Origin of the sequence: Myroides sp. NP-2, from assembly GCF_014145665.1 — a bacterium.
Lineage (GTDB): Bacteria > Bacteroidota > Bacteroidia > Flavobacteriales > Flavobacteriaceae > Flavobacterium.
In genome coordinates, this window is the sequence record NZ_JACHTD010000004.1 from 226582 (window position 1) to 241045 (window position 14464).

A 14464-nucleotide genomic window follows, 5' to 3' on the forward strand; every position below is an offset into this window, starting at 1 on the left:
CGAAAAGAAGGAGTGTTAAATATCAATCGCAATCTTTTATTTCTCTTTTAATTTCCAACAATAGTTTCATTAATTATTTTTTAATCGGTAAATATTTACCATTTGTTTAAATGTGTTAAAACTACGTGTTTTTTATACTTTTTCTTTTATATATTTTTGTATTATATATGTATTAATTACAATAAATGTATTATGTTAAATAAAAGAATACGTTGGATAGGTCTTGCACTTGTAGTTTTACCAATTTTTGCTTTAGCTTTTACTTCTTTTACGTCGTGGGCCCAAGAGCAAGAGCATCCTCAAGTCACTCAATCTACTTCTTCACTTACAACCAATCTGTTGCTTAGAAGTTCCTTTATTCTAGAAGATAATTTTGAAAATAATGCTGAGGGGTGGGTATTTTCTAATTCCCTTGTAAATCAGTGGTTTGTAGGCTTTCCTACAGCATTTTTAGCGGAAGGCGAACCCAACCTTGGTTTATATGTAAGCAATGAGGAGAGTGCATTTACTTATACCAATGATGAAGCTGCTGTTTCCCACGCGTATAAAAGTATTCAACTGCCTATTGGTGTAAACAAAATTCGAGTGAATTTTGACTGGGTTAGTGGGGGATATGGTGTTTTTGACGAAACTACATTTGAATTTAATGGAAGAGATTACCTCAAGGTATGGCTCGTTCCTCAAGCGTTTGTGCCAACAGCCAATGTACCTATTACAGCTGAGAATAGCCAAGGAATGACGATTACTTCCTTTCCTTATTTTGAAAATAGTTGGATGGTTCAACGCGAAAATGCCCTAGTTGAACTAGGGGCTTTAGCAGGTCAACCCGTTAAGATCGTATTGGAATGGGTCAACCAAGGAGAGGGGTTTGGTACAGTTCCAGCAGCAGTGCGAAACTTATCAATTGTAGCTATCGATTGTGGAACTATTGATCAACTGCCTTTTGTAGAAAATTTTTCCTTCGAATCGGCAACCCGAGATTGTTGGTCAATTGTCGCAAATAATGAAGAACACGGAACTTGGGAATTTACTGAAATTCAGGTAGATGGTGGGTTGAACCCCGATTATGCACTTCCTGTTGCTATAATTGACCGCGGGAATAGCAGTGGAGAAAACGACGATTGGTTGGTTGCACCTACAGTAAAACTGACAGGAAATCAACAGCTTGTATATTCATATAAAGCAGGTTCAGATAGGGAAGGAGATCCGTTTCGCGTAATGTATTCTAATTCAGGCAATGCAATCACAGCATTTACCCATACTTTAGTTCCTGTTGCGGATTATAATACGATACCTTTTATTGAAGAGGTTGTTCCCCTTGTAGATGAGGAAGGAATTCCGCTAACTGGTGATATTACAGTGGCTTGGCATATCCCGACAGGAGGTACTCAAGGCGGACAAGTCGCAATTGCTAAGGTGAGAATTGAAGATATACCGACTTGTGAAACACCGCACAATATCCGTGTAGAGGAGGTGGATGAAAATTCGGCAACCGTAACTTGGACTGCTGAGGCAACACAGCAATGGGAGCTTGCTATTGTACCAATGGGAGACGAGCTACCCGAAACAGGTATAGTGGTTGAGCAGTCCGACTATAACATACAAGATTTAAAGAGCGATACAGCGTATGATCTTTATGTGCGCAGTAGATGTACAACAGCAACTGGCCTAGCTGTTTCAGCATGGGCAGGACCTATATCCTTTAGAACTACACTGCTGCCCGTTGCCCTGCCGTATACTGAAGATTTTGAAAATAATCCGCAGTGGGGAAAGAGCAATGATGAAGTCAATCAATGGATTATTGGAGAAGCAATTAACCATGGGGGAACCCATGCCCTGTATATTTCTGATGATGAGGGGGTGAGTAATCACTATACTCTTACTCAACGACAGCTGTCTCATGTTTATAAAGACCTTATTATCCCCGATGGTGTAGTAGATCTATCTGTAGCATTTGATTGGAGGAATGTTGGAGAAGTGGGAATTGACCATTTTAGAGTTTGGCTTGTGCCTACTTCTTACGTTCCATTAGCTGGTCGTGAATTAAGAGGAGGTGAGCGTCAGATTCAATTGGGACAAGAGCAAAGCTTTACGGATGCTAGAGATTTTGTGACTTCAGAAATTCGCGCTGATATTCAAACCTTCTCAGGACAAAATGCGCGTTTAGTTTTTGAATGGGTCAATGCAGAGTATGGCGGAAATCAACCACCAGCAGCCCTTGATAATCTCGTGGTGAAAACAACCAATTGCCCACAGCCTTTTGCAACAGCCGCAACCGAAATAACACAAAATAGCGCTGAAATTAGTTGGGATCCTGCAGTGGGCGTTACTGCTTACGATGTCTATCTCACCACCACACTAGCTGTGCCAACAGAAACTACAGTACCTACTTATGCAAATGTCAACAGCCCATTTACCTTGACTGATTTACAAGCAAATACGCGTTACTATATTTGGGTGCGTTCTGCTTGTAGTGAAGGAAATGCTAGTTTTTGGATTGATCCGATTAATTTTATTACATCTCAGGTCCCAGTTGAACTTCCCTATACGGATGGTTTTGAAGAGGGAATGGATTGGAGTGTTGATGTAGGACAAACCAACGCTTGGGTGAGGGGAACCGCCATAGCAAATCAAGGGACTCGATCACTTTATATTTCAAATAATCAAGGACAAGCATACAATTATGACACACAAAAAATGTCCATTTCTCATGTGTATCGCGATATTGTTATTCCATCAGATGCCGAAGAATTAACCCTGTCTTTTGATTGGTTGGTTGCAGGTGAAATTTCAAGAAATAATCCCAAAGATTATTTTCGCGTACTCAAAATTCCGATTACAACAATTCCAACTGGAGGAGAACTATTGCCTGTAAATGCTGATAATAGCGTAGTAGGCCAATCCTATTATGTCAATTCTTCCAGATGGAATACAGCAACTGCTGTTGTCGATGTTCGCGAAAATCAAGGGGAAACTATTCGCTTGGTTTTTGAATGGATCAATGACGACCAAAACGGAACTCAACCTCCTGCTGCAATTGATCATATTAGATTAGCTACCTCGACCTGTCTCAGTGTAAAAAATCCCAGAGCCGAGCGAGTGAGCTATACCAACAATATGCGTTTGTCTTGGACACCACAAGGAAGCGAAACCAAATGGGAGGTGTTTACAACACAGCAAGGAAGTCCAGGACCTGATGCAACTACTACCGGTATACTTGTTGAAGGAGAACCATCCTTAGTACTCGAAAATGTGGAAGAAGGACAGTACTTTGTTTACTATGTTCGCGCTATTTGTGAGGGTGTAGACGAAGAGGATAAAGCAATATGGGTCGGACCTATTTTGTATTCTTATTTTGTACCGCCTGTTTGTATTGAATTGGAAGGAGGAATTGAGGGAATGCCTAATCACGAAAGCGACACCTATCTAATTTGTGAGCAAGGACCTGTAACCAAAAAATAAAGTGCAAATTACTTTACTAGCAAGAAAACCAATGCCTATGACGTAGTTGCTATCGACTATAATCCGCCTTTTCCTTTTGTGGGAGGAGATATGGTCGACCTAACCATAGATGATGAATGGTCGAACAGCATTGAGCTTGGATTTGATTTTTGCTTTTTTGGTGAATCCTACAACAAAATATTAATCTCTACCAATGGTGCGATTACGTTTAGTATTGCCGGTGAAGTAGAAGATGGAAGATACGAACCCGAATCATTTAGTCCTTGGGCTTTTGATCAACCGATACCTTTTGCAAGCGAAGAGCAAGATGCCCCTTTCCTCAATGCGATATTTGGGGTGATGCAAGATCTTGATCCTGCCTATTCTCCAAGTGATTATTCTGTAAACTATCAGATTTTAGGTGCATATCCATGTAGAGCTTTGGTATTTAATATGTACCATATGGGCCTATATGATCACGTTTATGATTTTAATGATCTTGATGGAACTACACAAACCTCGCAAATTGTGCTCTATGAAGGGACGAATATCATTGATGTTTATGTCAAAAATAGGCCAGTGGTTCCCGTATCTTTACATCCTGAGGCAAATCCACGACACAATAATGGAAATGGCCTTATTGGTATTCAAAATAGAGATGGTAGTTTAGCTTATGCGCCGGCTACTCGAAATACAGGTGATTGGACAGCTTCCAATGAAGCGTGGCGATTTACACCTAGTGGCGATTCTACCGTAGATTTTAACTGGTATAAGGATGATGAATTCTTCTCAGCAGAGGAAGAGATAGAGGTAGAGGTGACGGAATCGGTTACGTACACCGCACGAGCAAACTATCAAGCTTGTGTGGGAAGTGACTTCACTGTAGAACGCGTTTTCCACCTAGTGAAAGAAGATTTTCCAACTGTTGAATTGCCTCCTGTATACGCTTGTGGAAGGGAGTCTGATCCAGCAAATACCGTTCAAATAGACCTAACGCAACAACGACAAATAATCTGGGATTTACTAGGGGACCAGAGCCAATCAAAGTTCAGTGTACGATTGTTTAAGGATGCTAACCTTACAGAAGAGATTCAAACCGATCTTGCCGTTGAAACCCAGCAAACTGTCTACGTTGAATTGGTGAATAAGACCACAGCCTGTATGGAAGTGCTCACGTTTGATGCCATTCGAATTGCACCTATTGTTGTAACAAAGTTAGAAAATGTTGAGGTGTGTACAAGCTATACCCTACCTGCTTTAGCAGAAGGAGAAGGTTATTTCACTCAGCCTTCAGGCATGGGAACTGCATACACAGCTGGAGATCACTATGATCAAATTGGAACCTCTACCTTGTATATTTATAGAAAAGAGCAAAGCGGGTGTTTTGCTGAAAGCTTTTTTAAAGTGACGATTTATGAAACAGCTGTCGCAGATCACATCGAAGATCAATATATTCAATGTGGACGCTTTTTCTTACCTCCACTGACAGCGAACAATACCTATCATACCCAACCCAATGGTGAAGGAGAAGTATGGAAAGAAGGAACGGAAATTATGGAACCAACAACAATCTATATCTATGCGAAAAATGGCTCTCAAGCAGTATCTTGCTATGATGAAAGTAGTTTTACCGTTGATTTCGAAGATTGTCCTGTTCCTAAAGGTTTTTCTCCCAATGGAGATGGTCTAAACGATTCCTTTGACTTGAGTAATCACGGAGTAGCTAAAATCCAGATTTTTAACCGAAATGGTACAGAAGTCTATGCGCACGGTCTTGGTTATACCAACCAATTTGTCGGAAAAGATAAGGCTGGAAATCAATTGCCAAGTGGTACCTACTATTATGTGATTGTATCTCACGGTAAATTGAAAACAGGTTGGGTGCAGCTGAGTTATTAATCAATAAAAAATGGGTGTCATTGACACCCATTTTTTATTCTTGTATTTTTATTCTTGTAATAAGAATGCTTTAAAGTCGGCAAAGTTTAAGGGGTGAACTCCGTGTCCAACAGGATATTCTTTGTAGGTGTGTTTTATTTTTAGCGCATCTAGGATTGGTGCGGTCTTTCTAGCCCAATCCACGGGAATTACTTGATCTACCGTTCCGTGAGAAGCGAAGAACTGCAGCTGACTGAAATCTCCTTCTTCAAAACCTGCTTTGATAATATTTGCATTAAAATAGCCGCTAAGTGCTACTACTTTATTGATTTTTTCAGGATAAGACAAGGCAATTGCATAGCTCAAAATCGCTCCTTGACTAAAGCCTATAAGGTTGATGTTTTGCGGGTCTATAGGATATTTTTCTTGTAATTCTCCTATGAATTGCACGAGTTTATCTCTAGATTCGATGGCTTGATCATCGTCAGAAAACTTATTGGCATCGGCGTCAAAGTGAATCGCATACCACGCATATCCATAGGGTGGAACAGGGTAGGGCGCTTGAGCAGATACAATATAGTAATGATCCGGAAGCTCGCTAGCAAAAGAAAATAAATCTTCTTCATTACTTCCATAGCCGTGTAAAAGTAAAAGTAGCGGATTTTTTTCCATTTTTACTTTAGGCTCTCTAATGATGTAATTAATTGATAGGGATGTTTCCATAATTAAGCAGATAATTTGTCAAACCATTTTTGAAAATAACCACCAACTCCTGGCAGTACGCGAACTTCTCCTTGTGTTGTTCCCAAAAAGCTATAGAACCATAAAACAACAAAACAAATGTAAAAAGGAACCGTTGCAAAAAGGGAATCTACATTAGATACAAAGTATCCGAATACATAAAACATCAGGTGTAAACCAAAGGTTTGTTTGATGTAGAAACCAGCGTATTTGTTTTTGGGTTCAATATTCATAAAAATGACAATCATACACCCTAAAATAGTAAGGTGAGAGGCCAGTGCCATGTTTTTACCCTTTTCAATTTCTTCTGCTGAAAATGTTTTAATCATACTGTTTGAAATAAAATAAGTTGTTTTTAGTCGAACTAAAAATTAAATGTTTGCTTCTCTTGACGGATTACACCGTATACTTTTCCTTGCATGGGTTCACCTAAAAAGGCTGAGTTTTTCGATTTAGACAAAATGCTGTCTTTGGTAAACGTCCACGAAGCTGCTGTGGTGAATAAGCTTAGGTTTGCTTCATTTCCTTCTGCAATTGATGCAGTAGGTAAACCAAAGATGCTTCGTCCTGCGGTTAGTTTGTCTACAATTACCTCAAGAGGTAAAACGGTATTCAATGCACCAAAGGCCGATTCTAGTCCGATTGTCCCTGATGTAGCAAGGTCAAATTCCAATTTTTTGTGTTCTATATCTAGGGGCATGTGATCTGTAGTAATACAGTCGATGGTATTATCGAGAACACCCGCTAGTAAAGCTTGTCTTGTTGCTTCATCTCTCAATGGAGGAGAAACTTTATGACGGCTGTCAAATTCCGTTAATTTAGCATCCGTCAGCACCAACTGATGCACGGCAACGCTACACGTTACTTGTAAGCCTTTGTTTTTTGCCTCTCGGATTAACTCCAACGAGCGGGCAGTAGATACAGTAGGAATGTGCATTTTACCGCCTGTATACTCCAATAAGAATAGGTTGCGCGCGATTTGCAGCTCTTCTGCCAAAGGCGGTATTCCTTTTAATCCCAATGTAGTACTAGTAGCACCTTCGTGAACTACTCCTTTGCCCTTAATGCTTTTGTCTTGTGCAAATGCCAGTACCAATCCATCAAAATCTTGTACATATTGCAAAGCGATTTTTAATACATTGGCGTTGTCAATGGCTTTTTTGTAATCCCCAAAAGCAACCGCACCTGCGTTTTTCATGTCGTATAATTCGGCCAAATCCGTTCCTTCACTTTTCATAGTTAAGGCACCAATCGGAAGGGCTTCTGTTGTTTGACCCGCTGCTTTTTGTTTGATGAAAGCCACCAAGCTTTGATTGTCTGTGATGGGATTATTATTCGATTCAATCGCCACTTGGGTAAACCCACTTCGAGCAGCCACTTCTAATCCATGTACTAGTGTTTCTCTTTCTTCGTAACCAGGCTCACCAAATGAAACAGAGGTGTCAAACCAACCTGGTGAAAGGCACAAATCTTCCAATTGAACCACCTCAGCTCCCTCTACTGTAATAGAAGTCGCTATTTTTTCGATTTTTCCATCTTTCAGGTGTACGTCAACCACTTGATTGTTGTGCGAACTTGTAGCATCTATGATCTTTGCAGATTTTAAAATGATATTCATTTTAGTGCGAGAATTAAATTAGTTATGTGTAGTTAATGTGTACAAAAATACTTTTTATTTTTTGCTTTTGCGAGTAAGAAGCCGAAGAAAACCACAAAAAAAATACACCCCTTACTTGGATGTATTTGTCTGTTTTTTGACCAATATTTTGGAGTTTTCAAAACACTCATTCAACGCTTGATAGATTTGAAAGTCTGTAGCGGTATAAATAAAGCGATCGGTTTGATTGCAATTTTTCAAGGTTTTGATAATATCTTCTTGGGTGATGCCCAATAAACCGCAAACAATTTCGCGATCATAACGGGTTTGCATCAAGGCAATCATATTCTGATCTTCTTTAATTTCTTTAATTTTCTTGAGCTCTTTGGATTTGCCTTTGAATAAGTTGTATACTTCATCCACCGGACTAAAATAGCTGCCCACAGCGATATTATAAGAGGGCATGCTGTAATTTCTGTAAAAGTCGACCCTTAGCTTATCGTTTAGCTGAATGAGCTTGGTATCAACCTCAAGAATTCCCGTAAGGTCATATTTTTTGATGTAAATTTCGGCGAGTTCAATAGACTGCTCCGTCATATACAGTTTTAGGTTGTCGTTGTTTAACCAGTCATTGGTTACTTTCAACTTAATAGGTAAGTAACCCGGGAAGGAGAAGTGGATCGAATCGTTGAGTTTAGCCTCAATAACAAATGAACCATCGCGTTTACTCACAGTTCCTTTGACTTGGGTGATATTAATAACGTTAACGTCATCAGCAGGTAGGAGAGACTTGTCGTTGTAGATTGTTCCCTTCACTTGTGATCCTTGTTGACTCCACGCCGCGAAAGAAAGTAGGCATGTAAATAAAAAAACTGTAAAATTTCTCATCATTTTTAAAATTGCTTAAAAATAGTGGATATTTTACAGTTTTATGTCTTATTTGAAAAAAATTAACAGATTAACTTCTTCTAGGACGTCTTGGTGCGCTACTGTCACCACTTCTTCTTGAAGAACTGCGCTCATTTCTAGGCGCTCTTTCTGTGCGGTTTCCACCTCTGTCATTGCGGTCAGAAGTACGAGAACCACGGTCAGAACGGTTGCTAGAAGAACGATCTCTGCGCTCACCACCTCTGTCGTTTCTATCGCCTCGATCTCTGCGCTCAGAACGGAATCCTCCATCTCCACGGCCACCGCGTCTGTTGTGATCTCTTCTTCCTGCATTTCTTCCTCCGTCGTTATTTGAGATTTCAACATTTACACGACGATCTTGGTAGGTCTCGTTGTTTAAAACGCTCATAATCTTGTCTGCGTGCTCAGCATCTGTGTTGAAGAATGAGAATCCTTCTTTTACATCTACCTTGAACAAGTCATCACGACCTAGTTCTAGCGTATCGCGCAAGTAATCTTTCAAGCTCATCCAGTCAAAACCGTCTTTTGCTCCTAAGTTCAAGAAGAAACGAACCGCTCCATCAGTCGGAACTTCTTTAGACGATCTTCCTGAAGAAACATTGGCTAAGCTGTTTGACGCTTTTTGGTAATATTCCAATAAGTGTTTGAACTCTAAAGAAATTACTTTTTGGATCAGTTCTTCCGTTGTTAAATCTTCTAACAACTCCATAATAGAAGGTAAGAACGTTTCAATTTCAGTGCTTACTTCAGCATTCTTGATGCGATTAGCTAAGTGGTATAATTGAATTTCGCAGATTTCCATTCCAGAAGGAATCGGTTTTTCTTCGAATTTCGTTTTCATGATACGCTCGATTTGAGAAATCTTACGTGCCTCACTTTTGGTGATGATTACCATAGAAACCCCTGATTTTCCAGCACGTCCTGTACGACCACTACGGTGTGTATAGGTTTCGATTTCATCTGGAAGTTGGTAGTTTACTACGTGTGTAATATCATCCACGTCAATACCACGTGCTGCCACGTCTGTTGCAACTAACATCTGGATTTGTTTACCTCTAAAGGCTTTCATAACCCCATCGCGTTGTGCTTGAGATAAATCTCCGTGTAGTGCAGCTGCGTTGTATCCATCTTCAATTAGCTTTTCAGCAATGGCTTGGGTATCTCTTTTGGTTCTACAGAAGATTACAGAAAAGATATCTGGATTAGCATCTGCTAAGCGCTTTAATGCTAAATAACGGTCTCTTGCCGAAACTAAATAATACTCGTGACTAACATTGGTAGAACCTTGATTTTTATGTCCAACTGTAATTTCAGCAGGATTAGACATAAATTCTCTTGCGATGCTAGCAACTTCTGCTGGCATTGTTGCCGAGAATAACCAAGTGCTCTTGTCTTCTGGTGTGTCAGCTAAAATAGAGGTAATGTCCTCGTAAAACCCCATATTCAACATCTCATCTGCCTCATCTAACACACAGTATTCGATGTGTTTGATATCAACCATACCGCGGTTAATCATATCTTGCATTCTACCCGGAGTAGCTACAATAATATGTGCACCACGCTTGATTTCTCTTGCTTGCTCTGTAATACTCGCCCCACCGTATACAGCTACTGTATGAAGTCCTTTTACGTACTTAGAGTATTGTTTGATTTCATTTGCAATTTGCAAGCATAACTCCCTCGTTGGTGATAAAATCAACGCCTGAGTGTGTTTTTTAGACAGGTCAATTTTCTGAATAAGCGGAAAACCAAATGCTGCGGTTTTCCCAGTCCCTGTTTGGGCTAACGCAACAATATCGGTATTTTTTTCTAATAATAAAGGAATTGCTTTTTCCTGGATTTCTGAAGGATTTTCAAATCCTAAATCATTAATTGCAGAGAGTAGCAATTCATTTAAACCTAATAGTTCGAAATTGTTCATATAAATAATAAAATAGGGGCAAAGGTACTACTATTCTTTTATTAAATATTGATTTATCCCCATAAAAAAAATAAAAAAAGTGATTTTCATCGCGATAATTGTTTTTTTTATCATTTTATATCCGCATTTGCATGGAAGATTGTGAATTCCTTCGCCTTTACACCCTATGTTTAACCTCTTTTACAGCAAATGAAAAATATTTTTATCATTTATTTACACCTTTCTTCCTCTCCTCTTTATAAAGGAATAAGTCGCAATTTGCGTATCAGCCTTTTGATTTTAAATTGTTTAGGATTTTTTTAAGAGAAAGTATTTCCCCAAGGGGGGATAAATGCTGGGCTTTCTCGGAGAAAAAAAAGCTTGGATGTGCTTTGTTATTACAAAAGTACTTGTAATTTTGTCTAAGAAGTTTGAGCTTTAATACACAAAACTTATTGGTGTATGTCAATTTTAAGATATCATAAAAATATTAGTGGGGACTAAATATTATACTGAATTCTTAAAAAAAAAAGTAAACCCTTCGATAGCTTCAAACTTCGTTTGCTATTGAAGGGTTTTTTTATGATTAACAGTTGATGCTTTGTCCTGTTCTTTGGTTATAAGGCTAACAGTTTCTCCATATTGCGGTCAAAAATATTGACAAAGGCTTCTTGAATGCTGCCGTCTGCATGGAGGATGAAACTGCGTTGTATTTTAGTGATAATCCATTTGTCTTTCATATCGTTAAAATCCACACAGCGCAGTTCGATCAGGTTCGGGTGCTTGTACTCGCTTACCAAATCTCGCCATTCGTCGTGTTCTCCGTCAATACATACGGAAATAACCTGAATATCGGGTAGTTTTTCTAGCAATTCCAAGGCGCGTTTGTGGCTGGCGTTGGCATGGGCCAAGCCGTTTTTAGTCCAAACAAACATCAGCGTCTTTTTGCGAATGAGCTTTTTAAAATCAACAGCCTGTTCCTCAAGGTCTACGAGTTCTACTTTCGGCAAGCGATTCTCGTACTTTAAGTTCTGTACCGCTGTCTGAATCTTAATTATCTCCTGATGTTGGGTCGTATCGGTTGAAAGCTTAAAGTATCGCTCAAAGAACTTGTCGTTGTTGTTTAAGTTTTGATCCTCTAGCAGGTAGATTAGTGCAATATTGTCTAAAATAGTGTTCTTTACCTTCTCATTGCGAATTAACGTATCAACCACATTGAGCTTAGTGATATTTTTATCAAATTTCGTCTGACTGTCAAAATCCAAGTCCGATTCATCACTTATAGAGCTCAGCATAATAGCCAAGTACTTCGTAAAGGAAGAATAGCGAATCAGTTTTTCATTGTTGAAATCCACTTTATTGCGGAAGGAGTAGTAGTCCGTAGGAAGTTGATCTCGAATGTCTTCTTTGGTTCTCACATAGTGCGCAATAGGATAAATTTCCTTTTGACTGTAGAAGTGAAGGTCGAGTTTTGTTTTGGCATAGAGGTCAAATTCAGGTCCCCAATCCACAATGGCCTTGCTGCGCAAATAATACGTTGTGCGTGCAGCATGGGTCGAGTCGATAAAACGCATGAATTGGTTTACACCAAGGTCGTAGTTTTCATATCGCGTCGATTCATCCACTAAATTTTTGACGGTGAGATTCATTAAAAAATTATTCTTTTCCGAACCGCGACCTGAATAAATAATCGAATGATCGAAATCTCTCGAATTCAAACGCAAGTGCAAACTGTCGTTCTTGTCGAAATAAACGTATTGAAACTCAGGGTTAATGCGATAGATGTAAAGTCCGGGTGACAAAGAATCAAACTTTTTCTCAAAGTGATTGTTTTCATCCAAGAAAATGGTGTCCAACAACATATTATCCTTAAAGAATAAAATATAATTGGCGGTAGGGTTTTGTATTTCTCCACTAAAATGAGCCGAGTAGTCGGTCGTTTCAAATTTCTGTTGACAGGAACAAAACAACGCGAGCAGTGGCAAAATACCATAGCGAATACTTGTATTTAAAAAGGTACTATACATTGATTGGGGAATAATGCTAGTTAAAATTTGACGTCTGTAACAAAAGTAAGTTTTACCTTTAGTTAATGTTGTTAACAGATGGTTAAAATAAGTAATTCAAATTTGAAATAAATAAGAGGGATTAAATCTCATATATATTTAGTAATTTTGCAACAAATTAAATCAAACGAGAAAAAATGTTAACAGTTTCAAATCTGTCAGTTCAGTTCGGTAAACGAATTTTATTTGATGAAGTAAATGTAACCTTTACACAAGGTAATTGCTATGGAATTATCGGTGCAAATGGTGCGGGTAAATCAACGTTTTTGAAAATATTATCAGGAGAAATTGATCCTACATCAGGCCATGTGATTCTCGAGCCAGGGAAGCGTATGTCCGTCTTGAACCAGAACCACAACATGTTTGATGAGCACACTGTGTTAGAAACCGTGGTCATGGGGAACAAAGATTTGTTTGCCGTTAAAAAAGAAATGGACGACTTGTATTTGAACTATACCGATGAGAACGCAGATCGCATTGGGGAGCTTCAAATTCGCTTTGATGAGATGAATGGATGGAATGCCGAGTCTGATGCAGCTACGATGTTGTCTAACTTGGGTATTTCTGAAGAATTTCACTATACTTTAATGGGTGAAATGGATGCGAAATTAAAAGTACGTGTGTTATTAGCACAAGCTTTATTCGGTAATCCAGACGTGTTGATCATGGATGAGCCTACCAACGACTTGGACTTTGAGACCATCGGTTGGTTAGAGAACTTCTTGGCAAACTACGAGAATACGGTACTAGTGGTATCTCACGACCGTCACTTCTTAGATGCGGTTTGTACCCATGTATCGGATATTGACTTTGGTAAGATTACGCATTACTCAGGAAACTATACGTTCTGGTATGAGTCTAGTCAATTAGCAGCGAAACAAAGAGCCCAACAAAATAAGAAAGCAGAGGAGAAAAAAGCTGAATTAGAGGAGTTTATCCGTCGTTTCAGTGCGAACGTTGCCAAGTCAAAACAAGCGACATCGCGTAAAAAGATGATTGAAAAGTTGAAGTTGGACGATATTAAGCCTTCTTCTCGTCGCTATCCGGCAATTATTTTCGATCAAGATAGAGAGGCTGGAGATCAAATCTTAAACATTACCGGATTGGCTAGTTCAATTGAAGGGGAAGTGTTGTTTAAAGATGTTGATTTAAACGTAGTAAAAGGAGATAAAATTGTTGTGATTTCTCGCGATTCACGTGCTACAACGGCTTTCTATGAAATCATTAATGGCAACCGCCAAGCGGATGCAGGTAAAGTAGAGTGGGGGATTACAACGTCTCAGTCGTACTTGCCAGCAGAAAATCACGAGTTCTTTGACAATGATCTAACCCTAGTGGATTGGTTGCGTCAATGGGCGAAAACAGAAGAGGAAAGAGACGAAGTATACGTACGTGGTTTCTTAGGTAAAATGATCTTCTCTGGTGAAGAAGCACTAAAAACGGGTAGAGTATTGTCTGGAGGTGAAAAAGTGCGTTGTATGTTGTCTCGTATGATGATGTTAAGAGCAAATGTCTTGATGTTAGACGAGCCTACAAACCACTTAGACTTGGAGTCAATTACTGCCTTCAACAACTCCTTAAAAGGATTTAAAGGAACCGTTTTATTCACCACACACGATAAAGAGTTCGCTCAAACCGTGGGTACGCGTATTTTAGAGTTAACGCCAAACGGTGTAATCGATCGCTATATGACTTTTGAAGATTACCTTGATGATCCAAAAGTGAAAGAGCTAAGAGAAAAAATGTACAAGGAATAAGCAACCGTTTACGGTTAGTACAGCTAGTATATAAAACGCCAATCATCTGAGATGATTGGCGTTTTTAGTTTACAGTGTACGGTTGACAGTTCTGCTACAAAAAAAGCCAATCATAACAAATGATTGGCTTTTTTGTGGATATTTAGTATTGTTAGCAGTTTACACTGTCAACCGT

At 39.2% G+C, this 14464-nt stretch carries 10 protein-coding genes; 3 read left to right on the forward strand and 7 right to left on the reverse strand.

What is annotated here, in order from left to right; translation table 11 throughout:
* Positions 1–192: 192 nt before the first annotated feature.
* Positions 193–3462 carry a fibronectin type III domain-containing protein gene (locus tag H4K35_RS15755; protein ID WP_255492376.1) on the forward strand — a complete coding sequence of 1090 codons (3270 nt, stop codon included), beginning with the start codon at positions 193–195 and terminating at the stop codon, positions 3460–3462.
* A gap of 1269 nt (positions 3463–4731) precedes the next feature.
* Here H4K35_RS15755 and H4K35_RS15885 read toward each other — a convergent pair.
* Entirely contained in the window at positions 4732–4878 is a 147-nt protein-coding gene (locus H4K35_RS15885; protein WP_368668693.1) for a zinc-finger domain-containing protein, read from the reverse strand.
* 117 nt (positions 4879–4995) lie between these two features.
* On the opposite strand from H4K35_RS15885, the gene H4K35_RS15890 reads away from it, so the two are divergent.
* Positions 4996–5340: a gliding motility-associated C-terminal domain-containing protein gene (locus H4K35_RS15890; protein ID WP_368668694.1), complete on the forward strand. Its 345-nt coding sequence runs from the start codon at positions 4996–4998 to the stop codon at positions 5338–5340.
* Positions 5341–5388: 48 nt separating this feature from the next.
* Here the strand turns inward: H4K35_RS15890 and H4K35_RS06140 are convergent, their stop codons facing one another.
* From H4K35_RS06140 to H4K35_RS06165, 6 genes are all read right to left on the reverse strand, one after another.
* Complete coding sequence (locus tag H4K35_RS06140) at positions 5389–6042, reverse strand: alpha/beta hydrolase (RefSeq protein WP_182626501.1); 654 nt, start codon at positions 6040–6042, stop codon at positions 5389–5391.
* A 2-nt stretch (positions 6043–6044) separates the two neighbouring features.
* Positions 6045–6389, reverse strand: a complete 345-nt coding sequence (locus H4K35_RS06145) for a hypothetical protein (protein WP_182626502.1) — start codon at positions 6387–6389, stop codon at positions 6045–6047.
* 35 nt (positions 6390–6424) lie between these two features.
* The gene (locus H4K35_RS06150) at positions 6425–7678 is read right to left on the reverse strand and encodes a dihydroorotase family protein (RefSeq protein ID WP_182626503.1); all 1254 of its coding nucleotides are present in this window, start codon (positions 7676–7678) and stop codon (positions 6425–6427) included.
* Positions 7679–7789: 111 nt separating this feature from the next.
* On the reverse strand, positions 7790–8548 hold the full coding sequence (locus H4K35_RS06155) for a carboxypeptidase-like regulatory domain-containing protein (protein WP_255492378.1): 759 nt from the start codon (positions 8546–8548) through the stop codon (positions 7790–7792).
* 67 nt (positions 8549–8615) lie between these two features.
* Positions 8616–10487: a DEAD/DEAH box helicase gene (locus H4K35_RS06160; protein WP_182626504.1), complete on the reverse strand. Its 1872-nt coding sequence runs from the start codon at positions 10485–10487 to the stop codon at positions 8616–8618.
* 596 nt (positions 10488–11083) lie between these two features.
* The gene (locus tag H4K35_RS06165) at positions 11084–12493 is read right to left on the reverse strand and encodes a hypothetical protein (RefSeq protein ID WP_182626505.1); all 1410 of its coding nucleotides are present in this window, start codon (positions 12491–12493) and stop codon (positions 11084–11086) included.
* 176 nt (positions 12494–12669) lie between these two features.
* On the opposite strand from H4K35_RS06165, the gene H4K35_RS06170 reads away from it, so the two are divergent.
* A complete protein-coding gene (locus H4K35_RS06170) occupies positions 12670–14289 on the forward strand; it encodes an ABC-F family ATP-binding cassette domain-containing protein (protein WP_182626506.1) in 1620 nt (539 codons plus the stop codon).
* The last annotated feature ends 175 nt before the right edge of the window (positions 14290–14464 follow it).

Excerpts from the sequence above, each read along its gene's own strand:
- H4K35_RS15755 (WP_255492376.1), top strand. The coding sequence starts at position 193 with ATGTTAAATAAAAGAATACGTTGGATAGGTCTTGCACTTGTAGTTTTA.
- H4K35_RS15890 (WP_368668694.1), top strand. The coding sequence starts at position 4,996 with ATGGAACCAACAACAATCTATATCTATGCGAAAAATGGCTCTCAAGCA.
- H4K35_RS06140 (WP_182626501.1), bottom strand. The coding sequence starts at position 6,042 with ATGGAAACATCCCTATCAATTAATTACATCATTAGAGAGCCTAAAGTA.
- H4K35_RS06145 (WP_182626502.1), bottom strand. The coding sequence starts at position 6,389 with ATGATTAAAACATTTTCAGCAGAAGAAATTGAAAAGGGTAAAAACATG.
- H4K35_RS06150 (WP_182626503.1), bottom strand. The coding sequence starts at position 7,678 with ATGAATATCATTTTAAAATCTGCAAAGATCATAGATGCTACAAGTTCG.
- H4K35_RS06155 (WP_255492378.1), bottom strand. The coding sequence starts at position 8,548 with ATGATGAGAAATTTTACAGTTTTTTTATTTACATGCCTACTTTCTTTC.
- H4K35_RS06160 (WP_182626504.1), bottom strand. The coding sequence starts at position 10,487 with ATGAACAATTTCGAACTATTAGGTTTAAATGAATTGCTACTCTCTGCA.
- H4K35_RS06165 (WP_182626505.1), bottom strand. The coding sequence starts at position 12,493 with ATGTATAGTACCTTTTTAAATACAAGTATTCGCTATGGTATTTTGCCA.
- H4K35_RS06170 (WP_182626506.1), top strand. The coding sequence starts at position 12,670 with ATGTTAACAGTTTCAAATCTGTCAGTTCAGTTCGGTAAACGAATTTTA.